We start from the raw sequence: 23,791 nt of genomic DNA, 5'->3' as shown, positions 1-23,791 counted from the left end.
CTACGTTGGGGGGAGATACTTGGAAGATCGGTGATCGAACCACTCAGGGGGAAGGTGGCCGCGGTGTTGGACAGGCTCCGGAAGCTCTTCGAGCGGGGTACGGGTCCGGGTGTGCGGCCCGCGTGCCGGGACACCCGGCAGCACAATATCTTCGAGGCCGCGGCGGCCTATGTGTCCGCGTGCGCGGAGGACGATCAGCAGCGGATCGACGAGGCCGCGGGCTGGGTCTCGCCCGAGGCGCTCTCCTTCGGTGTCAACGAGCTGGCCTGCCGGGCGGTCATCGCGCTCGCGCGCGAGCGCGATGAGTCCCCGCAGCGGGTGGCGCGTACGCTCCTTGGCCTGCCGGCCGCCTGACCGAGCAGGCCGAGGCTGGTGACAAGAGGCCCGCGATCCCCTTAAGGTGCGCCGACGACCGATCCGATGGGGAGGCTGCCGTGACCGGGCCGGACACCGCCGAGGACACCGAGGACGCACTGCTTGTGCTGACCGCGGTGCTGCTGACGCCCGCGAAGTTCCCGAGCGTGCTCGGTGACGACTATCCGCAGGCCTGTGCGGCGCTCAGCCTTGAGCCGTACGCCGAGGGGTACGGGCTTGTCCTCGGCCAGGACGGCGCGGGTGCGCGGTGGACCGTGGTCATTGACGACGTGTCGCTGGTGGCCGTCGCCATCGCGTCCTGGGACTGCGGCATGGAGTACGACCTGTCGCCCGACGAGCGCACGATCGTCGCCGGACTGCCCGGCTGGCCGCTCATGCTCGCGGTCGCCGCGCCCGGTGTGCCGGCACCGCACGATCCCCCTCCGGACGATCTGGAGGGAGGCGAGAACCGCCCCCCTCTCACGCCCCCCGACACCGACCAGTGGGGAGCGGCCCAGCGGCGCCTCGGTGCGGACGAGATCGCCCAGCAGTGGGCGGCCTGGCGTGAGCAGATCGATGACGCGGAGACCTTCGCCGCTCCCGGGGACGCGCGGCACGCGGGCGTGCGGCACGTCATCGAGGAACTGCGTGCCTATGTGGAGACCCCGCCGCCACCGGGGCGGGTGCGCTCCACGTTCGCCTCGGGTGAGGCTCGTATGCTCCGCGCCGACGGTCCCGGCTGGTCGGTGGTCGCGAGGACCGACGACATTGCTTTCGTGCTCCTCGACGACCAACCGGGAGAAGTCCTGCCGATCGGCCGGGGGCCCGAATTGCCGGGGTTGCTTGAGGCGCTCGACAAGATGGCCGTACGGCCCGCCTGACCGGCGTCTCAGCACGCCGCCCGGTCGTTCAGGGGCCCGGTGGTCATGGGGGCGTCGGGTCGGCCAGGGCCCGGGATCAGACCCGGTCGAGGGGGCGGCTTGACCGTCACGCCCGCGTGTACGTCGCCCTCCACGCCGAGCCCGGCCAGCGAGGTGATCCTGTCGCGCGTCGGTTTGGTGAACGAGTACTCGGCGTTGCTGCTGACCGCCGCGACCGTGCCGCCCATCGCGTGGGACTCCCTCATCCGTGCTCCCCCACCGGTGATCCACCGGGACCGGCAGGGGCAGGACCTGGCCGGATCAGCGGCCGATCTCCTTGCGCGAGATCCGGCGCAGCCTGCGCCGCTGCGAATCGTCCAGCATCAAGTAGGCCACGACCGGAACTCCGATCATGATGAGCAGTCCCGGCCAGAAACCGACCATCATCATCAGTGCGATGCCCACCACCACACCACCGGCGGCGACCTTAGCGCTCTTCGACATCTTCGACGCCTCCTTCGCGGCTGTTGCCGCTCCCTGCTCCGACAACGTGCGCGACCGCCCCGCAGTTCCGCTATGCGGTCGCGACCGGTTCCGGTACCGCCCTGAGCGGCTCGCCGACCTCGTGCATGTGCTGCAGCGCCTGACGGTAGGACTCGATCAGACCGGTCTCCGCGTACGACATACCCAGCGAGCGGCAGTGCTCACGCACCAGCGGCTGGGCGCGCCTCAGATACGGGCGCGGCATGCTCGGGAACAGGTGGTGCTCGATCTGGTAGTTGAGGCCGCCGAGGAACCAGTCGGTGAGGATCCCGCCGCGGACATTGCGCGAGGTGAGTACCTGGCGCTGCAGGTGTCCCCAGCGCCCGCCGTCCGGGTCGGGCATCTCCATGCCCTTGTGGTTGGGTGCGAACGCCATGCCCAGGTGAAGTCCGAAGATCGCGTGATGCAGCAGCGCGAACGCGACGGCCTTGCCCACCGACATGGTCGTCAGCAGCAGGGTGGCGTATCCGGCGAGGTGCGCCACCAGCAGTGCGCCCTCCAGGATCCGCTCGCGCGCCCCCTGGCGGCGCAGGTCCTGGAAGCCGGAGATCTTCAGCGCGATGCCTTCGAGCAGCAGCATCGGGAAGAACAGTCGCGCCTGGCTGCGTGTCAGCCAGCGGGCGAAGCCCTCGCGCTGCGCGGCCTGGTTCTGGGTCCAGACGAGCGCGCCCACTCCGACGTCGGGGTCCTTGTCGATGTGGTTCGGATTGGCGTGGTGGCGCACGTGCTTGTCGTTCCACCAGGCCTGGCTCATGCCCAGCAGCAGGTTCCCGTGGATGAGCCCGATGGCCCGGCCGAGGCCGCGGCCGGCGGTTATCTGCGAGTGTCCCGCGTCGTGGCCGAAGAAGGCCGTACGGCCCCACAGCACCGCGAGGGGCAGTGCGAGTGCGAGGGTCCACCAGGAGTCGCCGACGAGCACTATGCCGGTGAAAACAACGGCCAGAGCGAGCAGGTTGGCCGCGATTCCCATCGTGTACCAGCCGGTGCGCCGCTCCAGGAGACCTTGCTCCCTGACGGCTCGCAGAAGTGGGGCGAAGTCGCTCCCTGACGTCGCTGCCGTGGATTCCGCGACAGTGGCGGCCTGGGGCATAAGGGTCTCCGGATCTTTAGGACAGGCTTTCGACCTGATGAAACTACGTAACGGATCCCTTGTTGACCATGGCACTACCCCTATGACTTCAATCCCGACTTCACTGACGCCGGCACCTTGACGCGATGATGGTGGACGTGCAGGTGGGGCGGAAGTGAACCGAACGACAATACGTGATCCACCTCATGGCCGCCGCACCCGCGCGAAGGGTGCGCGCTGCTGTACCCTCGGCCGCTCAGTAGCACTAGTCAAACTTGAGGAATGCTCATCGCTGTGCACAGGCATCCTTCAGCAACGACGTCCGAGATCACCGAGCTCATCCGTTGCTCCGCCCTCTTCCTGCCCGGTGACCCACCCCGCACCGGCCGGGTCGCCTTCTGGCGGGCGGACGGGAGCGAGCCGCCGTCCGCACCAAGCCCGGTCGAAGAGCTGACCGTAGTCGCGGCCGATGTCACGCTGCGCACCGTACGGGCGGCAGTCCTGCCCGTACGCGCGGCTCTGCCCGTCCTGACCAGGGCGCGCTCGTCCGCGCACGCCGATCCCGCGGCCGCCTTCTGGGGCGCGGCGGCGCTCGTCGCCCTCCAGCTCGCCGCCCGCGGGCGCCTGCTGCCCGGACTGACCGCCACCGATCACGACGCCTGGCGGGCCGGGCCGCTCGCGGCCGAGGATCTGGACCGCGTACGGGAGTTGGCGGCCGCCATGCCGCCCTCCGCGCACGCCGTACCGCTCGACACGAGCGAGGAGCCGCTGCGGCTGCCCGCGCCCGAGCAGCTCCTGCGGGCCTTCCTGGACGCGGTCGCCGACGGCCTGCCGCGCACACCGGCCGCGGCGGTCGCCGCCGCGGCTCCCGCGTTCGCCGCGGCCGAGCCGCAGCGGCTGCCCGAACAGCGGGCCTGGGCATCGGATGTGGCGGCCGGGCACGACGCGGGCGTACGGATCTCGCTGCGGATCGAGCTGCCGGGGCTCACCGCGGCGGGCTCCGGAGCCGGCCGGGGCGGCGAGGAGGGCGCGGCCGGAGCGGACGGGCTCGTCTTCCGTGCCGTCCTCCAGATGCACAGCGTCAGCGATCCCTCGCTGGTCACGGACGCCGCCGAGGTGTGGGCGGGCAACAGACAGACCGGTACGGCGTTCGGGCCGCGCGCCCGCATGGACGCCCTGCTCGCCCTGCGCCGCGCCGTCCGTGCCTGGCCGGCGCTGGCACCGCTGCTTTCGACCGCCGTTCCCGACACGATCGAGCTGGCCGACGAAGAGGTCACCGAACTGCTCGGAGAGGCCGCCCGCGCGCTCGCCGCCACCGGGGTCCAGGTCCACTGGCCCAGGGAGTTGGCCCGCAAGCTGTCCGCCCGCGCCGTCGTCGGCCCGCCGGGTACCACCGGCGAACCCGACGGGGACGAGAGGGGCCACGAGGACAAGGGGGCGCGGAAGACGTCGTCCGACATGCCGTCGTTCCTGTCCGCCGAGTCCCTGCTCGCCTTCAACTGGTCGTTCGCACTGGGCGATCAACAGCTCACCCGGGCCGAGCTCGACCGGCTGGCCGAGGCCGGCAGACCGGTGGTGCGGCTGCGCGACCAGTGGGTGCTGATCGATCCGGAGGAGGCCCGCCGCGCGCGGGACCGCCACGACCGCAAGGTCACTCCGATCGACGCCCTCAGCGCCGCGCTGACCGGCCACGCGGAGGTCGACGGACAGCGGGTCGACGTACAGGCCTCGGGCTGGCTGGCGCAATTGCGGGACCGGCTGGCCGATCCGGAGGCCCCGGGGCTCCAGACCGTCGCGCAGCCCGCCGCCCTGGCGGCGACCCTGCGTGACTACCAGCTGCGCGGCCTCAACTGGCTGCACCACATGACGTCCTTGGGGCTCGGCGGCTGTCTCGCCGACGACATGGGTCTCGGTAAGACCATCACGCTCATCGCCCTGCATCTGCACCGGCAGACCGACGAGCAGGCCGCAGGGCCGACCCTCGTGGTGTGCCCGACATCCCTCATGGGCAACTGGCAGCGCGAGATCGAAAGGTTCGCACCGGGCAGCGCCGTCCGGCGCTTCCACGGCTCATCGCGCAGCCTGGAGGACCTGGCGGACGGCGAGTTCGTGCTGACGACGTACGGCACCATGCGCCTCGACGCACCGCGGCTGGCCGGGGCGGGGCCGTGGGGCATGGTCGTCGTGGACGAGGCGCAGCACGTCAAGAATCCGCACTCGGCGACCGCCAGGCAGCTGAGGACGATCGGCGCCCACGCGCGCGTGGCGCTCACCGGCACACCTGTGGAGAACAATCTCTCCGAACTTTGGGCGATCCTCGACTGGACGACACCCGGTCTGCTCGGCCGCCTGGGGACCTTCCGCAGGCACTACGCGCAGGCGATCGAGAGCGGCGACGATCCGGCGGCGGCCGAGCGGCTTTCCAGGCTCGTACGTCCCTTTCTGCTGCGCCGCCGCAAGTCGGATCCCGGTATCGCGCCCGAGCTGCCGCCGAAGACGGAGACCGACCGGGCCGTCTCGCTCACGGCGGAGCAGGCCGGACTGTACGAAGCCGTGGTGCGCGAGACGCTCGCGGAGATCTCCGGGGCCGACGGATTCGCCCGCCGGGGTCTTGTGGTCAAGCTGCTGACCGCGCTGAAGCAGATCTGCAATCACCCGGCGCAGTTCCTGAAGGAACTCGGCCCGCAGGATCGCGGCTCGCACGGCGGCCGGGTTCGTATCGCGGGCCGTTCTGGGAAGCTGGAGCTGCTGGACGAGCTCCTCGACACCATCCTCGCCGAGGACGCGAGCGTGTTGATCTTCACGCAGTACGTGCAGATGGCGCGGCTGTTGGAAAGGCATCTCGCGGCGCGCGGCGTGAGCACCCAGTTCCTGCACGGCGGTACGCCCGTCCCGCAGCGCGAGGCCATGGTGCAGCGGTTCCAGGACGGTGAGGTCCCAGTGTTCCTGCTGTCGTTGAAGGCGGCCGGCACCGGGCTCAACCTCACCCGGGCCGCCCATGTCGTGCACTACGACCGCTGGTGGAACCCGGCCGTCGAGGCGCAGGCCACCGACCGCGCGTACCGCATCGGGCAGACCCAGCCGGTGCAGGTGCACCGGCTGATCGCCGAGGGGACCATCGAGGACCGCATCGCCGACATGCTCGCGCGCAAGCAGGAGCTGGCGGACGCCGTCCTCGGCTCCGGCGAGGCCGCGCTGACCGAACTGTCCGACGCCGAGCTGGCGGATCTGGTGGAGCTGCGAGGGGGCGCCCGGTGAACGAGTGGAGCGAGAGCGAAGCGTACGAGCCAGGGTCCGAGCGCACCTTCGGCGCCCTGCCTCCCGCGCAGGGGCGCGGTTTCGCCCGGACCTGGTGGGGTCTGGCCTGGATGAAGGCACTGGAGGACACCGCACTCGACGGTCAGCAGCTCAAGAAGGGGCGCAGGTACGCACGCGAGGGCGCGGTCGGCGCCGTGTCCGTTCGGCCGGGCCGGATCACGGCCGTGGTCCGCGAGCGGGACGGCTCGGCGTACCGCAGCGATGTGCTGCTTCAGCAGTTGAGCGAGGAGGAGTGGGACAGGTTCATCGACATGACGGTCGACCGCTCCGGGCACATCGCCGCACTGCTCGACCGGGACATGCCGCCGCATCTGGTGGAGGACGCGGCGGCGGCCGGAGTCGAACTGCTGCCGGGCGTGGGCGACCTGGAGCCCCAGTGCTCCTGCGAGGCGTGGGACCACTGTCCGCACACCGCGGCGCTCTGCTATCAGGTGGCCCGGCTGCTGGACGAGGACCCTTTCATACTGCTGCTGATGCGGGGGCGGGGCGAGCGCGGGCTGCTCGACGAGCTACAGGTACGCAGTGCCACCAGGGCGGCGCCCCAAGAACCCCGGGGGGCGCGTGAGGACGAGCGCGCGCCGGAGGGCGTACGCGCCGACGAGGCGTACGCGGCCTGGCGCACACCGGCGGCTCTGCCCTCTCCCCCACCGCTCCCGGACGAGCCGGGACAGCCGCCGGTCCTCGACACGGAGACGGGGCCCGCGCCCGGGGTCGGCGCGCCGGGAATCGATGTGCCGACGCTGGAGTTCCTGGCGCGGGAAACGGCTGTCCGGGCGCGGCGGATGCTGGCGGTGGCGCTGTCGGCCGGGCATGAACAGCACCCGGTGGAGGAGGAGCTGACAGCGCGGCAGGATGCGGTGCGGCTGGCCGCGAGTGGTCCCGAGCCACGGATCGTCGCGCGTCTCGCGACGGGGACCGGGCGAGACCGGGCCGAACTGGCCCTGGCCGTCCGGGCCTGGGGGAACGGCGGGTGTGCCGCGCTCGCCGTCCTGGAGGAGGAGTGGTCGCCGGAGCCGGAGACGCTCGCGCGTGCCAGGACCCGGCTGGCCGAGGCGTGGGAGGAGGGCGAGCGGCCGCAGCTGCGGGCGCTGCGCAACCGGTGGACCGTGGCCGGCTCGGACGCGCAGCTGCGGTACGGGCACGACGGCCGTTGGTGGCCCTACCGCAAGGAGCGCGGTCGCTGGACGCCCGCCGGTCCTGCCGACCAGGACCCGGCGGCGGCACTCGCCGTGGTGCTCCTGGAAGACGGGTGACGGATGACGGATGACCGGTGACGGATGACCGGTGACGGGTGACGGGCCGCCCCTTCTGCCGTCGGCCAAGGTCGGCGGCAGAAGGGGCAGCAGCAAGGGCGGCTGCGAAGGGTCAGCCCCGCGCGGCCAGCAGATGGTCCATGGCCAGCTGGTCGAGCCGCTCGAACGCCATACCGCGCTCGGCGGCGGCCGTCGCGTCGAACTCCTCGTAGGACCCACGGTCCGCCAGCAGAGCCGCCAGGCCGTCCGCTGCGGTGGGCTGCGCCAGCTCGTCGAGACGGGAGGCGATCAGTGCCTCCCGGACCTCCGGGTCGGCGCGGAAGGCGGCGGCCCGCTCCTTGAGGATCAGGTAGTTGCGCATACAGCCGGCCGCGGAGGCCCACACACCGTCGAGGTCCTCGGTGCGCGGCGGCTTGAAGTCGAAGTGCCGCGAGCCCTCCCACCCCGAGGTCTCCAGCAGGTCGACGAGCCAGAAGGCCTGACGCAGGTCGCCCGCGCCGAAGCGCAGATCCTGGTCGTACTTGATGCCGGTCTGGCCGTTGAGGTCGATGTGGAAGAGCTTGTCCGCCCACAGCGCCTGTGCGATGCCGTGCGGGAAGTTGAGCCCGGCCATCTGCTCGTGGCCCGTCTCCGGATTGACGCCGTACATCTCGGGCCGCTCAAGGCACTCGATGAACGCGAGAGCGTGCCCGATGGTGGGCAGCAGGATGTCGCCGCGCGGCTCGTTCGGCTTGGGTTCGATGGCGAAGCGCAGGTCGTAGCCCTGCTCGACGACGTACTCGCCCAGCAGGTCGAAGGCCTCCTTCATCCGGTCCAGCGCGACCCGGACATCCTTGGCGGCTCCCGACTCCGCGCCCTCGCGCCCTCCCCAGGCGACGTAGGTGCGCGCCCCGAGCTCGACGGCGAGATCGACGTTGCGGATCGTCTTGCGCAGCGCGAAGCGGCGCACGTCACGGTCGTTGGCGGTGAACGCGCCGTCCTTGAAGACCGGGTGGGTGAAGAGGTTCGTGGTGGCCATGGGCACCACCAGGCCGGTCTCGTCGAGCGCCTGCCGGAATCGTTTGACGTGGGACTCGCGCTCGGACTCCGTAGCGCCGAACGGGATCAGGTCGTCGTCGTGGAAGGTCACACCGTACGCGCCGAGCTCGGCCAGCCGGCGTACGGACTCCGCGGGCTCCAGGGCCCGCCGGGTCGCGTCGCCGAACGGGTCCCGTCCCTGCCATCCCACGGTCCACAGGCCGAAGCTGAATTTGTCCTCGGGGGTGGGCTGGTGGTTCATACACGCTCCCTCGACTATTTCGTCATGGCCCTTAACAAATTAGTATCCGGGGGCATCCTTGGGAAGGCTTGGAAACGGAGAAATCATGGCTGCTGCATCGGACGGGCCGCTCGTCGTGGGGGTCGACAGTTCCACCCAGTCCACAAAAGCGCTGGTCGTCGATACCGCGACCGGCGAGGTCGTGGCGCGCGGCCAGGCGCCGCACGCGGTCACCGGGGACGGCGGAGCCCGGGAGAGCGACCCCGAAAGGTGGTGGCAGGCGCTCACCGAGGCCCTGCGCAAGTGCGGGGCCCCGGCCCGCCGTACCTCGGCGATCGCGATCGGCGGCCAGCAGCACGGCCTGGTCACCCTCGACGAAGCGGGCCGCGCGGTGCGGCCCGCGATGCTCTGGAACGACGTGAGGTCCGCGCCGCAGAGCGAGCATCTGATCGAGCGTTTCGGCGGCCCGAAGGCCTGGGCGGAACGGACCGGCAGCGTGCCCGCCGCCGCGTTCACCGTCACCAAGTGGGCATGGCTGTGCGAGAACGAACCGGACGCCGCGCGCGCAACGGCGGCCGTCAGGCTGCCGCACGACTACCTCACCGAGCGGCTCACCGGCCGGGGCACCACCGACCGGGGCGACGCGTCGGGCACCGGCTGGTGGGCGACCGGCACCGAGGCGTACGACGAGGAGATCCTCGCCCTCGTCGGCCTCTCCCCCGACCTGCTCCCCGAGGTCGTACGCCCCTTCGACGCGGCGGGTACGGTACGCGGCCTGCCGGAACTCCCGCTGGCCGAAGGCACCCTGGTGGCTCCCGGCACCGGCGACAACGCGGCAGCCGCGCTCGGCCTCGGGCTGCGCCCCGGCCTGCCGGTGATGAGCCTAGGAACATCGGGCACGGTGTACGCCGTCTCGCCCCGCCCCTCGGCGGACCCGACCGGCACCGTGGCGGGTTTCGCCGATGCGCGCGGCGACTGGCTGCCGCTCGCCTGCACGCTGAACTGCACCCTGGCGGTCGACCGGATCGCCGCGCTGCTCGGGCGGGACCGGGAGGCGGTCGAGGCGGGCGGCAGCGCGGTGGTGCTGCCCTTCCTGGACGGCGAGCGCACACCCAACCTGCCCGCCGCCTCCGGTCTGCTGTACGGGCTGCGCCACGACACAACGCCGGGACAGATCCTCCAGGCGGCCTACGACGGCGCCGTGTACGCGCTGCTCGCAGGCCTCGACAGGGTGCTGGACGCCGACGCCGACCCCGCGGCGCCCCTCCTCCTCATCGGTGGCGGCGCGCAGGGGACGGCCTGGCGCGAGACCGTGCAGCGGCTGTCGGGCCGCGCCGTGCAGGTGCCCGCGTCCCAGGAACTGGTCGCCCTCGGCGCCGCCGCGCAGGCGGCCGCCCTGGTCACCGGCGAGGACCCGGCGGCCGTCGCACGGCGCTGGGACACGGCGCGCGGGCCGCTGCACGCGCCGGTCGAGACCGACGAAGCCGCCCTGAACAGACTGCGTACCGTACTGACGGGCGCCGACGCCCTGTTGCGCCAGGAGGGAAGCTCGTGACCACCACGCCCGCGCCATCGATCCAGCCGCTGACCCAGCAGGGCATCCGACGGCGCAACCTCTCCCTGGTGCTGCACGCGGTCGCCGCGCACGGCCCCGTGTCCAGGGCCACCGTCGCAGGCCGGGTGGGACTGACCCGCGCCGCCGTGTCGTCCCTCGTCGACGAACTCATCCGCACCGGACTGCTCATCGAGCTCGGACGCGAACAGTCCGGGACCGTCGGCCGCCCCGGCAGCGCCCTGGCGCTCGCCCCCAACGGTCCGGTCGGCATCGGCGCCGAGGTCGGCGTCGACCATCTCACGGTGTGCGCCGTGGATCTGCACGGCAAGGTGCGCGCCCGCGCGACGGTGGAGGGCAGCAACCGGGGCCGCGAGGCCGAGCCGGTGCTCAAGGAACTCACGGAGCTGCTGCGGCAGGTGACGGACACCGTCAAGGCCGAGGGGCTGCGGCCCGCGGGCACCGCGGTCGCCGTGCCGGGCCTCGTCGCGCGCGACACCCACACGGTTGTCCGCGCCCCCAACCTGGGCTGGACGGACATCGACGTCAGCGAGTTCCTGCCGTACGCACCCGTGCTGAGCGTCGACAACGAGGCGAACCTCGGCGCGCTCGCGGAACTGTGGCTCGGCGGCGACCCGGCGCCCCAGGACTTCGTGCATGTCTCGGCGGAAATCGGCATCGGCGCGGCCGTGGTCGTCGAGGGCCGCCTGCTGCGCGGAACACACGGCTACGCCGGCGAACTGGGCCATGTGCCCGTCCGACCGGAGGGTCCCCCCTGCCCCTGCGGTGGACGCGGCTGCCTGGAGCAGTACGCGGGCGAGGAGGCCGTGCTGCGCGCGGCCGGGCTCACGGCCGGGACCCGGCCGGTCGACCTGCTAGCCACCCGCGCGGCCGAGGGCGATCCCGCCGTACGTCGCGCCCTGCGCGCGGCGGGATCGGCACTCGGCGTCGCGCTCGCCGGCGCGGTCAACCTCCTGGACCCGCAGGCGATCGTGCTGGGCGGCGCACTGTCCCGGCTCGCGCCGTGGCTGCTGCCCTCCCTGGAGCGGGAGCTGACCCGGCGCACGACAGAATCCGCGCGCCCCACGCTGACCGTCTCGCGCCTCGGCTCGGACGGGCCTCTGCTCGGCGCGGCGCACTCGGTCGTACGAGCGGTACTGGACGACCCGGCGGCGTACGGCCACTGACCGGGCGCAGACGGGCGCCGCCCAGGGGCGTGCTCGAACTTTCGCCTGCCCCGCAGGGCGCACACCCTCACGGCCGGACGGCCGTGAAGCCCTGCGAAGATCGAGGGGTGGACGACACCGAGAAGCACCTGGCAGTACTGCAACTGGCCGTGAAGCGGCTGCGGGACGCCGAGGCCGCGCTCAACGCCGCGCGGCTGGACGTCGAAACGGAAGCCGTGGCCGCGGTGCGGGCGGGCGCCGATGTGCAGAAGGTCACCGGTCTCTCCGGCATCAGGCCCGGCGACATCGCACAGCTCGGCGCGACCATGGCGGAGAACCCACCCGTGTAGCCAAGCGCCCGAGAACCCCAGGGGCAGCGGGAGCGCGCGGGGCGGGCGTTGACAGAACGGCCGGTGCAGCGCTTGTCGGGCTCCCCGGGCACGACGACGATGGCAAGAACCGGAATCGTCGTTGGGGAGGCCGAGTTGACCGACGCGTGGGTGGCTCTTCAAGCGGGCGCCGATCCGGCCGCGCGCCTCGGTGCCCTGCGCCGGGCCCACGACACGTTCACCGCGGCGGGGCGCGTCGAGCGGCCCGTGCGCTCAGTGGTGGCGGACTCCTGGCGACGCTCGGCCAGGGCGCGGGTCAGTCCCGACGGGCACGCGCGCGTGGAGCTGTGCGACGACGATCTCGGCTCGTACCGCGACGGCCACCCGTTGGCGCGCGCCATGCCCGTCGTCCGCGAGCTGATGGGTACGTACGCCATGGACGGCGAGCACCTGGTGGCCGTGTGCGACGCGCAGGGGCGACTGCTGTGGGTGGAGGGGCACGCACGGACGCGGCGGCGCGCCGGGCGGATGAACTTCGTGCCGGGCGCCCGCTGGGCCGAGGCCGCCGTGGGCACCAACGCCCCGGGCACGGCGCTGGCCGTGGACCGTCCCGTGCAGGTGTTCGCCGCCGAGCACTTCCGGCGGCCCGTCCAGCAGTGGACCTGCGCTGCGGCTCCCGTCCACGATCCGCGTTCCGGGCGGCTGCTGGGCGCGGTGGACATCACCGGTGGAGACAGCCTCGCCCATCCGCACAGCCTCGCGTTCGTGCAGGCCGTGGCGCGCGCGGCGGAGGCGCATCTGGCGCTCCTCGCACCTCCACCACCGGTCACCGGCTCCGCCCTGCTGTACGCACTCGGGCGCAACGAGGCACTGCTGGTGGCGGGCGGACACAAGCTGCGCCTCAGCCGCCGCCACAGCGAGATCCTGGTCCTGCTGGCCCGCCACCCCGAGGGCCTGACCGGCGACGAACTACTCTGTGAGCTGTACGAGGACGAGTCGGTCACCCCGGTAACCTTGCGCGCCGAACTGTCCCGGCTACGTCGTCTGCTCGGCCCCGAGCTGCTGCACTCGCGCCCGTACCGCCTCACCGCGGTGGTGGACGCGGACTTCGACACCGTCGCGCGACGGCTGGGGTCCGGGGCGGTCGCCGCCGCCCTGAGCGCGTACGCAGGCCCACTGCTCCCCGGGTCGCGGGCGCCTGCGGTGGCGCGGCTGCGGCGGCGCCTGGAAGGCCAGTTGAGGGCGGCCGTGATCGCTCGCGCGGATCCGGGGCTGCTGGCCGACTGGGCCTACAGCCCGTGGGGCGAGGACGATCTGGCGGTGTGGCAGGCGCTGGATCGCGTACTGCCCGCGCGTCAGCGCCCCGCGGTGCACGCGCGCGTGCGGGAACTGGACACGGAGCTGGGCGCCGGGCCGGGCCGATGACCGGGCGGCCGAGGGTCGGGGCTGCCGGGCCGGTCGCCGGTCGCGCGGGCGCAACGGAGTTGCAACGTCCGGCTCCCTAGTCTCCGTCCGGGCGCTGTCCAACGGCGGGCGGCGCCGTTCGAGGGAGGCCACCGCGATGACCCGATACTCCGCGCCAGGCAGCGAGGGCGCGATCGTCTCGTACCAGCCCCGTTACGACAACTGGATCGGCGGCGAGTACGTACCGCCCGTCCGCGGCGGGTACTTCGAGAACCCGAGTCCGATCAACGGCCGTCCGTTCACCGAGATGGCCCGCGGCACGGCCGAGGACATCGAGCTCGCGCTGGACGCCGCGCACGCCGCCGCGCCGGCCTGGGGACGGACTGCGGCCGGTGACCGTGCGAACATCCTGCTGAAGATCGCCGACCGGATGGAGGCCCATCTGGAGGAGCTGGCGGTCGCCGAGAGCTGGGAGAACGGCAAGCCGGTACGGGAGACCCTCGCCGCCGACATCCCCCTCGCCATCGACCACTTCCGCTACTTCGCCGGTGCGCTCAGGGCCCAGGAGGGCACGCTCAGCGAGGTCGACGACGACACCATCGCGTACCACTTCAATGAGCCGCTCGGGGTCGTCGGCCAGATCATTCCCTGGAACTTCCCCATCCTGATGGCGACCTGGAAGCTGGCCCCGGCGCTCGCCGCGGGCAATGCCGTGGTGCTCAAGCCCGCGGAGCAGAGCCCCGCGTCCATCCATTTCTGGATGAGCCTGATCGAGGATCTGCTGCCGCCCGGCGTCGTCAACATCGTCAACGGATTCGGTGTGGAGGCCGGCAAGCCCCTGGCATCCAGCCCGCGCGTCGCGAAGATCGCCTTCACCGGTGAGACCACCACAGGGCGGCTGATCATGCAGTACGCCTCCGAGAACATCAAGCCTGTCACCCTCGAACTGGGCGGCAAGAGCCCGAACATCTTCTTCGACGACGTCTGGAACGCGGATGACGACTTCCGTGACAAGGCCCTCGAAGGCTTCACGATGTTCGCGCTCAACCAGGGCGAGGTGTGCACCTGTCCGTCGCGCGCACTGATCCAACGCGGCCACTACAGCGATTTCCTGGAGGCGGCGATCGCCCGCACTGAGCTGATCAAGCCGGGGCACCCCCTGGACACCGACACGATGATCGGCGCACAGGCCTCCAACGACCAGCTCCAGAAGATCCTTTCGTACCTCGACATCGGCCAGCAGGAAGGCGCCAAGATCTTGACGGGCGGTCAGCAGGTGCAGTACGGGGGCGACATGGCGGGTGGCTACTACGTCCAGCCGACGATCTTCGAGGGGGACAACCGCATGCGGGTCTTCCAGGAGGAGATCTTCGGTCCGGTTGTCGCCGTCACCTCTTTCGCCGACTTCGACGACGCGATCAAGACAGCGAACGACACCCTGTACGGGCTGGGGGCCGGAGTCTGGACGCGGGACATCAACACGGCGTACCGCGCGGGTCGCGCGATCCAGGCAGGCCGCGTCTGGACGAACTGCTACCACGCGTACCCGGCGCACGCGGCCTTCGGCGGCTACAAGCAGTCCGGGATCGGCCGGGAGAACCACAAGATGATGCTGGACCACTACCAGCAGACGAAGAATCTTCTCGTGTCGTACTCGCCGAAGAAGCTCGGGTTCTTCTAGGGGCACGAGAAAAGGTGCCTGACCTGGACTTTCACCCGTCAGGCACCTGCCGCTCGGTTCAGTGCCCTGTTCGCCGCGATGCGACACATACTGGCACCTGACCCCGAGCAGCACCTGAAGGACCCGGCCTGGCTCAACTCCGTTCTGGAGGGCCGAGCCATGGCGCATGAGCAGCGCGGACTATCTCAACGGTGTCCGTGCCGACACCGATCATGTCCCGCTCGGCGGCAAGTCCCAGGACACGTTGTGGGACCCGAAACTCGCCGAGACCATGGCAAGGGAGAATCTCGCCGTCTACGAGGAAGCCGTCGCCGACACTCTTCTGAAGGACTGGGCCCCTGCCGCTCGCCGCCCTACGGAAGAATCTGGATAGCCGAGCCTGTCTTACCACCTTTATGGCTCAGAGCTGCTGTCAGCAGGCCTGAGCCATAAAGGTGTGCGTTTTCCACCCGCGCACCCCCTGCGGCGTGCACGGGTTCTCGATCCGATGACATGACCGACGACATGGGCCTCCTCTCCTGAGAACGCGTAGACATGGTGTGACAGGCATGAGCACAAGCCATGAACCAGTGGGAGCGCTCCCACTGTGACCGCGGTACCCATGAGGGTCAAGAAGCGTGAAGAGTCGAAGATATTCGATTGAGGAAACTCAGAACTCCACTGTTGCTTGACGGTAGTTGGCGCTACCGTCGTGGCCCACCAGTGGGAGCGATTCCATCAGTCGGCGTGCCCGAGGCACGCCCGAGCTGTGAGGAGTCGCTCATGCGACATCTCCTGCGCCTGCCCCTGCTGTCTGCCGGAGCAGCGCTCATCGTGTCCGGTCTCCTTCCACTCGATCCGGCCTCCGCCGCCGCACCCGCCTGCACTGTGGAGTACACGGCCACAAACCAGTGGGCCGGCGGCTTCCAAGGATCCGTCAAAGTCACGAACAACAGTGCACTGCTCAGCAGTTGGGCACTCGGCTTCAGCTTCCCGGGCGGCCAGCAGGTGACTCAGGGCTGGGGCGCCAAATGGTCCCAGTCCGGCCGGGTGGTCATCGCCGCGAACGAAAGCTGGAACGGTGCGCTCGGCACAGGCGCGAGCGTCACCATCGGATTCATAGCTTCGCGGTCGGACACCGACCGGCCGCCCACCGTGTTCACCCTCAACGGCACGGTGTGCAACACCGACACTGATCCGACCGACCCGACCGACCCGGTGGAAGGCGCACCACAGCTGCGTGCGGAAGGCAACAGGCTGACGGACGAGAACGGCGCCACCAGGCGCATGCTCGGCGTCAACCGCTCGGGCGGTGAGTACATGTGCGTCCAGGGCCACGGCATCTTCGACGGCCCGGTCGACGACGCCTCCGTGAAAGCGATCGCGGACTGGAAGGCCAACACCGTACGCATCCCCCTCAACGAGGAGTGCTGGCTGGGACTGGACAACATCAAGCCCGAGTACCGGGGCGCCAACTACATCAACGCGGTCAAGGCCCTGGTGGCGCGGGTCGCAGCACATGGCATGACCCCCATCGTCGAACTCCACTGGACGTACGGGCAGTACACGGGCAACTCCGCGGGCTGCTCCGACGTTCACGCCAGCTGCCAGAAGCCGATGCCCAACGCGCAGTACACCCCGTCCTTCTGGGCATCGGTTGCCAACACCTTCAAGGATGACCGGCGCGTGGTCTTCGACCTCTTCAACGAGCCCTATCCGGACCGGGCCACACCCACCTCGGCCCAGGCCTGGAGCTGCTGGCGGGACGGTGGGACCTGCCCCGGCATCGGGTACGAGGTGGCCGGGACGCAGGACCTGCTGGACACGGTACGAGCAACCGGAGCCCGCAATCTCGTACTGGTCCCCGGCATCGCGTACTCCAACGACTTGAGCGGGTGGCTCGCCCACGCGCCCACCGACCCGGCCGGCAATCTCGCCGCCGCCTGGCACGTCTACAACTTCAACACCTGTTCCAACGAGAGCTGCTGGGAGGCCACACTCGCTCCGGTCGCCGCAAAGGTTCCGCTCGTCGCGGGCGAGATCGGCGAGAACACCTGCGCTCACGGGTTCATCGACCGCGTCATGAAGTGGTTCGACGACCGCGGGCTCTCCTATCTCGGCTGGACCTGGAACACCTGGGACTGCGCGTCCGGTCCGGCCCTGATCAGCGACTACGACGGCACACCCACCGCATTCGGAATCGGGCTGCGCGATCATCTGCGCGCCCTCGGCTGAGAGGTACACACCATCATGAGCCGAACCACCACCGCACCTCCCCGAAACCGCACGGCCCTGATCGCGGCCTGCGCCGTGATCGTGGCAGCCGCCGGGACCGCCGCAACACTGAGCTCTCCGGCCCGGGCCGCCGCACCCGGTTGCACCGTCGACTACAAGGTCACCAACCAATGGGACGCCGGGTTCGGCGCCGCCGTCACCGTCACCAACACCGGTGACGCCGTGGGCAGCTGGACGCTGGAGTGGTCCTACGCGGGCAACCAGAAGGTGACACAGGGCTGGAACGCCACCGTCACCCAGACAGGTGCCGCGGTCACCGCCAAGAACGCCTCGTACAACGGCAACCTGGGTACGGGAGCCTCTGCGTCCTTCGGCTTCAACGCCTCCTACAGCGGCAGCAATGCTTTGCCTGCTGTCTTCAAGCTCAACGGCGTCACCTGCAACGGCGGCCCGACCGATCCGACCGACCCCACGGATCCTCCCGGTGACCGGGTGGACAACCCGTACGCGGGTGCCAAGGTCTATGTGAACCCGGAGTGGTCCGCCAAGGCGGCGGCCGAGCCCGGCGGCAGCAGAATAGCCGACCAGCCGACCGCGGTGTGGCTGGACAGAGCCGCGGCGATCGCGGGCGTGAACGGCGGCATGGGCCTGCGCGCCCACCTCGACGAGGCACTCAGGCAGAAGGGCAGCGGCGAGCTCGCCGTCCAGCTAGTGATCTACAACCTGCCGGGACGCGACTGCGCGGCGCTCGCATCCAACGGCGAGCTCGGCCCCAACGACATCAACAAGTACAGGACGCAGTACATCGACCCGATCGCGGGGATACTCGCCGACCCCAAGTACGCGGGTCTGCGCATCGTCACCACGGTCGAGATCGACTCGCTGCCGAACCTGGTCACCAACACCACACCCCGGCCGACCGCCACACCCAACTGCGATGTGATGAAGGCGAACGGCAACTACATCAAGGGCGTCGGGTACGCGCTGAACAAGCTGGGCGCGGTCGGCAACGTCTACAACTACGTGGACGCGGGACACCACGGCTGGCTGGGCTGGGACGACAACTTCAGCGCCTCCGCCGAGCTGTTCAAGCAGGCGGCGAACGCGGAGGGCGCGACGCTCGCCGACGTCCACGGCTTCATCGTCAACACCGCCAACTACAGCGCGCTGAAGGAGAACAACTTCACCATCGACGACCAGGTGAACGGTGTCTCCGTACGTCAGTCGAAGTGGGTGGACTGGAACCGCTACACCGACGAACTCTCCTACGCACAGGCCATGCGCGCCAAGCTGGTCTCGCTCGGCTTCGACTCCGGCCTCGGCATGCTCATCGACACCTCCCGCAACGGCTGGGGCGGCACGGCCAGGCCCGCAGGACCGGGGCCGAGGACCAGCGTCGACACCTTCGTGGACGGCGGACGCTACGACCGGCGCATCCACCTCGGCAACTGGTGCAACCAGTCGGGCGCGGGCCTCGGTGAGCGGCCGAAGGCGGCACCCGCCGCGGGCATCGACGCGTACGTCTGGGTCAAGCCGCCGGGCGAGTCCGACGGATCGAGCACGGCGATCCCGAACGACGAAGGCAAGGGCTTCGACCGGATGTGTGACCCGACATACGCCGGCAACCCCCGGAACAACAACAACATGTCGGGTGCGCTGCCAGGCGCACCGCTCTCCGGGCGCTGGTTCTCCGCCCAGTTCCAGGAACTCCTGAAGAACGCCCACCCGGCGCTGTAGCCGCCCGGGGCCCCCGCCGGCCACGGTCGGCGGGGGCTCCGCCATGCCGTCGCGGAATCCGTCACGACACACCGAACGGAGCGGCGTCACAGGCGCATTGGCCAGCAACCGGCGTTCAAGCCATTGACAGCCCCGGAGTGCGTGAATACGGTCACGCCACGATTTCGAACGAGTGACGAAATATCGAACAACGCTCTCGCGCAGCCGCCCTGCGCGTCAACAAATCAGCACGCACGCCGTCGCAACCCCGTCGCGATCCCACCTACGCATTGGAGTCACCCATGGACACGACCAGACGCACCGTACTGGTGGCGGGAGCCACCGCTGGGCTCACCGCGGCCTCCGCCGCCACCTCGCACGCATCAACCGCGACTGCGGGCCGTAGACCGGTGAAGGAGCTCTTCGGCAAGCTCCCCGACGGCACCAGGGTCTACCGCTGGACCCTGCACAACGGCAGCACCCGGATGAAGGTGATCTCGTACGGCGGCATCGTCCAGTCGCTGGAGATACCCGACCGCCACGGCCGGTACATCAACGTCTCCCTCGGCTTCGACAACCTCGACGACTACCTGACCGCCACGACCTTCTTCGGCGCGCTGATCGGCAGGTACGGCAACCGCATCGCAGGGGGCCGCTTCACCCTCGACGGAGCCGTGCACCAACTGTCCGTCAACGACGGCTCGAACAGCCTGCACGGCGGGGCCAGGGGCTTCGACAAGCGGGTGTGGGACGTGGAGCCGTTCGTCGACTCCACGGGTGTCGGACTCGTCCTGCGATACGTCAGCGGTGACGGCGAGATGGGTTACCCGGGCACACTGCGGGTGAAGGTGACATACACCCTGACCGCGCGCGGCGACTGGCGGATCGACTACGCCGCGACCACTGACCGGGCGACCGTGGTGAACCTCACCAACCACACCTACTACAACCTCGCGGGCGAGGGCAGCGGTGACATCCTCGGCCACGAGCTGCTGCTCGCCGCGTCCCGCTACACACCGACCGATGCGACGCTGATTCCCACCGGGGAACTCGCCGGGGTGACGGGCACGCCCTTCGACTTCCGGCGGTCGAAGATCATCGGTGAGGACATTCGCGCGGCGCACAGGCAGTTGGTCACGGCCAAGGGGTACGACCACAACTGGGCGCTGGACAAGGGCATCACGGACCGTCCCGAACCTTTCGCGGCGCTGCGCGACGCGGGCTCCGGACGCACGATGAGGATCGCGACCACCGAGCCGGGAGTGCAGTTCTACTCCGGCAACTTCTTGGACGGGAGCCTCACCGGCTCGTCGGGGCGGACCTACCGGCAGGGCGACGGTATGTGTCTGGAGACCCAGCACTTCCCGGACTCACCGAACCAACCGTCGTTCCCCTCCACGGTGCTGCGCCCCGGTGACACCTACCGCTCCAGCACCGTGCACAGCTTCTCCGCGCGCTGAGCAATCGGCAAGTCTGTCGACGACGGGTGTCCGGTGGCACGGGAACCACGCCGGTGTCCGTGCCACCGGGCCGGCGCGCACTCGACCCGGCTCCGGGCCTCCGGGCCGAGCCGGTTCAGCCGCCCAGGGCCAGCGGTGGTGCCACCGCGCTCCGGCCGGTACTCTCGCGAACCGTCAACACCGGTTCCAGCAGAACGACTTCGCCCACTCCGCGACCCTCAATCCTGGCAACCACCTGCTCGACCGCGTGACGTCCCATTTCCTGGGCCGGCACCGCGACCGAGGTGAGCGGCACCGAGGCGCTGGCGGCGACCTGGTCGGGACAGATGGCGACCACCGAGACGTCCTCGGGCACCGCCAGGCGCCGTTGGTGCAGCAGCGCAAGCAGCGGGTCGGTGGCGGCTTCGTTCTGCACGATGAAGGCGGTGGTCCCGGGGCGCTCCTCGTGGATGCGGGCGAGCGTGGCCGAGACCCCGGCGTAACTGCCCTCACAGGGGCGGTGCAGCAGCCTCACCCCCAGCTGGTGGCTGCGGTCACGCAGCCCCGTCAGGGTGCGTTCGGCGAATCCGGTGTGCCGCTCGTAGACCGCGGGCGCCTCGCCGATGACGGCGACCTCCCGGTGCCCGAGCGCGGCCAGGTGTTCCACACACAGCGCACCTGCCGCCGTGAAGTCGAGGTCCACGCAGCTGAGGTCGGTGGTATCTGTGGGCAGCCCTATGAGCACCGCGGGCCGGCCGGTCTCCCGCAGCAGGGGCAGCCGGTTGTCGTGCAGTTCGACGTCCATGAGAATCATCGCGTCGGCAAGAGCACTGCCTTCGATCCGGCGAATGGCCTCCGGGCCCTCCTCGCCGGTCAGCAGCAGCACGTCGTATCCGTGGGCGCGTGCCGTGGTGGCGACCGCGATGGCGATCTCCATCATCACCGGCACATACATGTCGGTACGCAGCGGCACCATCAACGCGATAATGTTGGACCGGCTGCTGGCGAGCGCACGGGCCCCTGCGTTGGGGTGGTAACCGAGGTGGTCGATGCTGCGCTCGACCCGTTCCCGGGTGGTGAGTGAGATGGAACGCTTGCCGCTGAGCACATAGCTCACGGTGCTCGCGGAGACCCCGGCATGCCGAGCGACATCGGCGAGGGTGACCATTCGGCTCTCCAGAACAGACGCGCGCGAAGCGCTTCGACACCATGGACGACCGAATCTTAGGGGGAGTTGCAAGCGCCTGTCCAGAACAGGGTCGAAGCGTTTCGACACGATCGGCAGGTCGGCCGCTGCCGCTGCCGGGGCGCGAGCCTACGGCATCCGGGTCCCCCACCAGGGCCAGATTCTCCCGGGGGCGAGGTCGGTGTGGCAGACCACGGGAGCCGTACCGGTGCAGGCGTCGATACCGGCGTCCGCATGGGCGGGTACCGCCGCGAGGCCGGTGACCGTGGCGAGGACGGCCAGAACGGCGATGCTCCTGCGACGCATCAAGCACGCCCCTTCCCGAGCGGGCAGACCGGTCCGTCTGCCACGGGAACACCGAAGTCGGGAGTGCCGTCCGGCTTCCAGCCGAGTCGCTGGATGCGGGTGTGGCGATTGGGATCGTGCAGCGGGTCCCCGGTGATCTCCTTGTACTGGCGGGCGTGGTAGACGAGCACGTCGGTGCGTCCGTCCTCGGCCACGGTGAACGAGTTGTGCCCCGGACCGTACTGGCCGGTCGTGTCGTTGCTGGTGAAGACGGGAGCCGGGGACTTGGCCCAGGCACCGGGGGCCAGCAGATCGACGTTGTCCGCTGCGGTCAGCAGGCCGAGGCAGTAGTTCGCATCGGTGGCACTCGCCGAATACGTCATGCAGATGCGGCCGTTGCGCCGGATCACCGAGGGCCCCTCGTTGACCTTGAACCCGATGCGCTCCCAGTCGTACTCCGGTGTGGTCAGGCGCACTTGGGGCCCCGTCAGGGTCCAGGGACTGGACATCCGGGACAGGAAGACGCCCGTGTTGCTGTCCGTCGTCGGCTCGTGCTGTGCCCAGGCGAGGTAGCGGGCGCCTCGGTGGGTGAAGGTGGTGGCGTCCAGCGAGAAGGTGTCCCAGGCGGTGACGATCCGGCCCCTCTCGGTCCACGTGCCCCGGAAGGGGTCGGCGTTCCGGTTCTCCAGGACCCACATGCGGATCTTCCACACGTCGTCGGCGGGGGCAGCGGCGAAGTAGACGTACCAGACCCCGTTGATGTGGTGGATTTCCGGCGCCCAGATGTGCGCGGCCATGTCACCGCCCGTGTGCCTGCGCCAGACGACGGCCTCCTCGGCCGCCGACAGGCCGGCGAGGGTGCGGGAGCGGCGCAGGATGATCCGGTCGTACTCCGGCGCGGTGGCGGTGAAGTAGTAACGCCCGTCGGTGTGGCCGTGGATGTGCGGGTCTGCCCGCTGCCGGACCAGCGGGTTGCCGACGGCTCGGCCGGCCTGCTCGTCGGCGTGGGCGAGGCCGGCGGTCGGTACGGCGGCGGCGGCGCCGAGCGCCAGAGCCCCCTTGAGCATTCCCCTGCGACTGGGTGTCTGACTGTGGCTCACGCCGAGGCCTTTCCACGAGGGTTCGATATACCGGACGGCGTACGAGATGCTGTGCAGCCGAGACGGTAACCGGGCCTCACGGTGCGCGCCAGACCCCGAACCGCTCAGCGATCGGCACCAGGGGGCAACCGCCAGGCGCTTCCGGGCGGGGTGGGGGCGACCGCGGGATCCTGACCCGGGTGGGCGGCAACGTCGGTGTGGTCTGCGGCGACTCACAGCACACACCCCCACTCGCCCACTCGCAGGAGGGCACCGTGATGCACCCACATCGCAGACCTGCCCGCCCACGCCTCCTTCCGGCCGCCTTCGTTTCCGGCACATTCGCCGCCGCGGCCCTGATCGCCTGCCGGACGCATCCACTGCCGCGCCGGCCAGGCAGGCAGGCCGAAGCACTCGACCGGGGCGTCGTCAGCGTCCACACCGATGCCGGAAACCTGGTCAGCCGGCGCTGGCTGGGAACGGACGCCGACAGTGTCGCGTTCAACGTCTACCGGGCCGGGACGAAGCTCAACCCGGCACCGATCGCCTCCTCGACGAACTACTTCCACTCGGGCGCGCCGTCCCAGGCCGACTACACCGTGCGCGCGGTGGTGAACGGGGTCGAGCTTGCTTGATGGCACCCGGATCGACAAGTACGGCGCCTCTGGCGACAGCCGGCTGCTGACCGGCGGCTCGGCGTCGTCCAACAACGGAACCAAGGCGACTCACGCCCTGTCCGGCAGCATCCTGGGCGACTGGCGTGAAGAGGTGGTCTGGCGTACCGCGGACAACAAGGCGCTGCGTATCCACTCGACCCCGCACGAGACGAACACGCGCATCACCACACTTCTGCACGACACGATGTACCGCACGGACCTGGCCTGGCAGAACACCGCGTACCACCAACCGCCACACCCGAGCTCCTTCATCGGCGCCGGCATACCCGTCTTCGTTGCTGAGCGCCTCACGCACTCCGCCCGGAACTGTCCTCGTCGAGGGTGGACACATACCTCCCCACCGACAGTTGCCGCCGGAGGCAGGCGGGTTGCCGCTGCGGCAGCACTCGTCACATGTGACCTATTGGG

Annotated in this window: 19 protein-coding genes and 3 pseudogenes; 15 read left to right on the top strand and 7 right to left on the bottom strand. The window is 70.2% G+C overall.

Annotated features, from left to right (window positions below):
• Window positions 1-66: 66 nt before the first annotated feature.
• Entirely contained in the window at window positions 67-354 is a 288-nt protein-coding gene (locus tag ABCR94_RS15425) for a hypothetical protein (protein ID WP_521977139.1), read from the top strand.
• A gap of 80 nt (window positions 355-434) precedes the next feature.
• On the top strand, window positions 435-1,235 hold the full coding sequence (locus ABCR94_RS15420; protein WP_347119853.1) for a hypothetical protein: 801 nt from the start codon (window positions 435-437) through the stop codon (window positions 1,233-1,235).
• 98 nt (window positions 1,236-1,333) lie between these two features.
• Here the strand turns inward: ABCR94_RS15420 and ABCR94_RS15415 are convergent.
• From ABCR94_RS15415 to ABCR94_RS15405, 3 genes and pseudogenes are all read right to left on the bottom strand, one after another.
• Window positions 1,334-1,462, bottom strand: a pseudogene (locus ABCR94_RS15415) (MOSC domain-containing protein); the annotation flags it as partial.
• A 73-nt stretch (window positions 1,463-1,535) separates the two neighbouring features.
• Window positions 1,536-1,718: a tail-anchor membrane protein gene (locus ABCR94_RS15410; protein ID WP_347119852.1), complete on the bottom strand. Its 183-nt coding sequence runs from the start codon at window positions 1,716-1,718 to the stop codon at window positions 1,536-1,538.
• 70 nt (window positions 1,719-1,788) lie between these two features.
• A complete protein-coding gene (locus ABCR94_RS15405; protein WP_347119851.1) occupies window positions 1,789-2,847 on the bottom strand; it encodes a fatty acid desaturase family protein in 1,059 nt (352 codons plus the stop codon).
• A gap of 273 nt (window positions 2,848-3,120) precedes the next feature.
• Between ABCR94_RS15405 and ABCR94_RS15400 the strand changes: the two genes are divergently transcribed.
• Entirely contained in the window at window positions 3,121-6,084 is a 2,964-nt protein-coding gene (locus ABCR94_RS15400; protein ID WP_347119850.1) for an SCO1167/SCO6262 family helicase, read from the top strand.
• Window positions 6,081-7,397 carry an SWIM zinc finger family protein gene (locus ABCR94_RS15395; RefSeq protein ID WP_347119849.1) on the top strand — a complete coding sequence of 439 codons (1,317 nt, stop codon included), beginning with the start codon at window positions 6,081-6,083 and terminating at the stop codon, window positions 7,395-7,397. The genes ABCR94_RS15400 and ABCR94_RS15395 overlap by 4 nt, the downstream gene beginning before the upstream one ends.
• A gap of 112 nt (window positions 7,398-7,509) precedes the next feature.
• Here the strand turns inward: ABCR94_RS15395 and xylA are convergent, their stop codons facing one another.
• Entirely contained in the window at window positions 7,510-8,676 is a 1,167-nt protein-coding gene (xylA, locus tag ABCR94_RS15390) for a xylose isomerase (RefSeq protein WP_347119848.1), read from the bottom strand.
• A gap of 85 nt (window positions 8,677-8,761) precedes the next feature.
• Between xylA and xylB the strand changes: the two genes are divergently transcribed.
• The 9 genes and pseudogenes from xylB (at window position 8,762) to ABCR94_RS15345 (ending at window position 20,177) form a co-directional block, all read left to right on the top strand.
• On the top strand, window positions 8,762-10,210 hold the full coding sequence (gene xylB / locus ABCR94_RS15385) for a xylulokinase (protein WP_347119847.1): 1,449 nt from the start codon (window positions 8,762-8,764) through the stop codon (window positions 10,208-10,210).
• On the top strand, window positions 10,207-11,394 hold the full coding sequence (locus ABCR94_RS15380; protein ID WP_347119846.1) for an ROK family protein: 1,188 nt from the start codon (window positions 10,207-10,209) through the stop codon (window positions 11,392-11,394). The genes xylB and ABCR94_RS15380 overlap by 4 nt, the downstream gene beginning before the upstream one ends.
• Before the next feature lie 107 nt (window positions 11,395-11,501).
• Window positions 11,502-11,723, top strand: coding sequence for a hypothetical protein (locus ABCR94_RS15375; RefSeq protein ID WP_347119845.1), 222 nt, complete (start codon window positions 11,502-11,504; stop codon window positions 11,721-11,723).
• Between the two features lie 135 nt (window positions 11,724-11,858).
• The gene (locus tag ABCR94_RS15370) at window positions 11,859-13,127 is read left to right on the top strand and encodes a GAF domain-containing protein (protein WP_347119844.1); all 1,269 of its coding nucleotides are present in this window, start codon (window positions 11,859-11,861) and stop codon (window positions 13,125-13,127) included.
• Between the two features lie 136 nt (window positions 13,128-13,263).
• The gene (gene exaC / locus ABCR94_RS15365; RefSeq protein WP_347119843.1) at window positions 13,264-14,787 is read left to right on the top strand and encodes an acetaldehyde dehydrogenase ExaC; all 1,524 of its coding nucleotides are present in this window, start codon (window positions 13,264-13,266) and stop codon (window positions 14,785-14,787) included.
• A gap of 160 nt (window positions 14,788-14,947) precedes the next feature.
• Window positions 14,948-15,160: pseudogene (locus ABCR94_RS15360) on the top strand (DUF2399 domain-containing protein); the annotation flags it as partial.
• Window positions 15,161-15,549: 389 nt separating this feature from the next.
• Complete coding sequence (locus ABCR94_RS15355; RefSeq protein ID WP_347119842.1) at window positions 15,550-17,001, top strand: cellulase family glycosylhydrolase; 1,452 nt, start codon at window positions 15,550-15,552, stop codon at window positions 16,999-17,001.
• A gap of 15 nt (window positions 17,002-17,016) precedes the next feature.
• Window positions 17,017-18,738 carry a glycoside hydrolase family 6 protein gene (locus tag ABCR94_RS15350; protein ID WP_347119841.1) on the top strand — a complete coding sequence of 574 codons (1,722 nt, stop codon included), beginning with the start codon at window positions 17,017-17,019 and terminating at the stop codon, window positions 18,736-18,738.
• 281 nt (window positions 18,739-19,019) lie between these two features.
• Complete coding sequence (locus ABCR94_RS15345) at window positions 19,020-20,177, top strand: aldose epimerase family protein (RefSeq protein ID WP_347119840.1); 1,158 nt, start codon at window positions 19,020-19,022, stop codon at window positions 20,175-20,177.
• Between the two features lie 115 nt (window positions 20,178-20,292).
• On the opposite strand, the gene ABCR94_RS15340 is transcribed toward ABCR94_RS15345, so the two are convergent.
• From ABCR94_RS15340 to ABCR94_RS15330, 3 genes are all read right to left on the bottom strand, one after another.
• Window positions 20,293-21,324: a LacI family DNA-binding transcriptional regulator gene (locus ABCR94_RS15340; protein WP_347119839.1), complete on the bottom strand. Its 1,032-nt coding sequence runs from the start codon at window positions 21,322-21,324 to the stop codon at window positions 20,293-20,295.
• 147 nt (window positions 21,325-21,471) lie between these two features.
• Window positions 21,472-21,648 carry a hypothetical protein gene (locus ABCR94_RS15335; protein WP_347119838.1) on the bottom strand — a complete coding sequence of 59 codons (177 nt, stop codon included), beginning with the start codon at window positions 21,646-21,648 and terminating at the stop codon, window positions 21,472-21,474.
• Window positions 21,648-22,694: a glycoside hydrolase family 43 protein gene (locus tag ABCR94_RS15330; protein ID WP_347120142.1), complete on the bottom strand. Its 1,047-nt coding sequence runs from the start codon at window positions 22,692-22,694 to the stop codon at window positions 21,648-21,650. Before ABCR94_RS15330 ends, ABCR94_RS15335 begins: the two co-directional genes overlap by 1 nt.
• Window positions 22,695-22,984: 290 nt before the next feature.
• On the opposite strand from ABCR94_RS15330, the gene ABCR94_RS15325 reads away from it, so the two are divergent.
• Together ABCR94_RS15325 and ABCR94_RS15320 are read left to right on the top strand one after the other, a co-directional pair.
• Window positions 22,985-23,341, top strand: a complete 357-nt coding sequence (locus tag ABCR94_RS15325; protein ID WP_347120141.1) for a rhamnogalacturonan endolyase family protein — start codon at window positions 22,985-22,987, stop codon at window positions 23,339-23,341.
• Window positions 23,322-23,651 (top strand): annotated as a pseudogene (locus ABCR94_RS15320) (rhamnogalacturonan lyase family protein); the annotation flags it as partial. The gene ABCR94_RS15325 and the pseudogene ABCR94_RS15320, both read left to right, overlap by 20 nt.
• Window positions 23,652-23,791: the final 140 nt, after the last annotated feature.

Source organism: Streptomyces changchenzhani, assembly GCF_039766235.1.
GTDB lineage: Bacteria > Actinomycetota > Actinomycetes > Streptomycetales > Streptomycetaceae > Streptomyces.
The sequence above is the reverse complement of the archived record's forward strand: the minus strand, read 5'-3'. Positions and strand labels throughout refer to the sequence as shown.

Bases quoted from the DNA above. Each gene is read 5' to 3' on its own strand.
- xylB (WP_347119847.1), top strand. From the start codon at position 8,762: ATGGCTGCTGCATCGGACGGGCCGCTCGTCGTGGGGGTCGACAGTTCC.
- exaC (WP_347119843.1), top strand. From the start codon at position 13,264: ATGACCCGATACTCCGCGCCAGGCAGCGAGGGCGCGATCGTCTCGTAC.
- ABCR94_RS15410 (WP_347119852.1), bottom strand. From the start codon at position 1,718: ATGTCGAAGAGCGCTAAGGTCGCCGCCGGTGGTGTGGTGGTGGGCATC.
- ABCR94_RS15345 (WP_347119840.1), top strand. From the start codon at position 19,020: ATGGACACGACCAGACGCACCGTACTGGTGGCGGGAGCCACCGCTGGG.
- ABCR94_RS15325 (WP_347120141.1), top strand. From the start codon at position 22,985: ATGCACCCACATCGCAGACCTGCCCGCCCACGCCTCCTTCCGGCCGCC.
- ABCR94_RS15335 (WP_347119838.1), bottom strand. From the start codon at position 21,648: ATGCGTCGCAGGAGCATCGCCGTTCTGGCCGTCCTCGCCACGGTCACC.
- xylA (WP_347119848.1), bottom strand. From the start codon at position 8,676: ATGAACCACCAGCCCACCCCCGAGGACAAATTCAGCTTCGGCCTGTGG.
- ABCR94_RS15350 (WP_347119841.1), top strand. From the start codon at position 17,017: ATGAGCCGAACCACCACCGCACCTCCCCGAAACCGCACGGCCCTGATC.
- ABCR94_RS15340 (WP_347119839.1), bottom strand. From the start codon at position 21,324: ATGGTCACCCTCGCCGATGTCGCTCGGCATGCCGGGGTCTCCGCGAGC.
- ABCR94_RS15330 (WP_347120142.1), bottom strand. From the start codon at position 22,694: ATGCTCAAGGGGGCTCTGGCGCTCGGCGCCGCCGCCGCCGTACCGACC.
- ABCR94_RS15355 (WP_347119842.1), top strand. From the start codon at position 15,550: ATGCGACATCTCCTGCGCCTGCCCCTGCTGTCTGCCGGAGCAGCGCTC.
- ABCR94_RS15405 (WP_347119851.1), bottom strand. From the start codon at position 2,847: ATGCCCCAGGCCGCCACTGTCGCGGAATCCACGGCAGCGACGTCAGGG.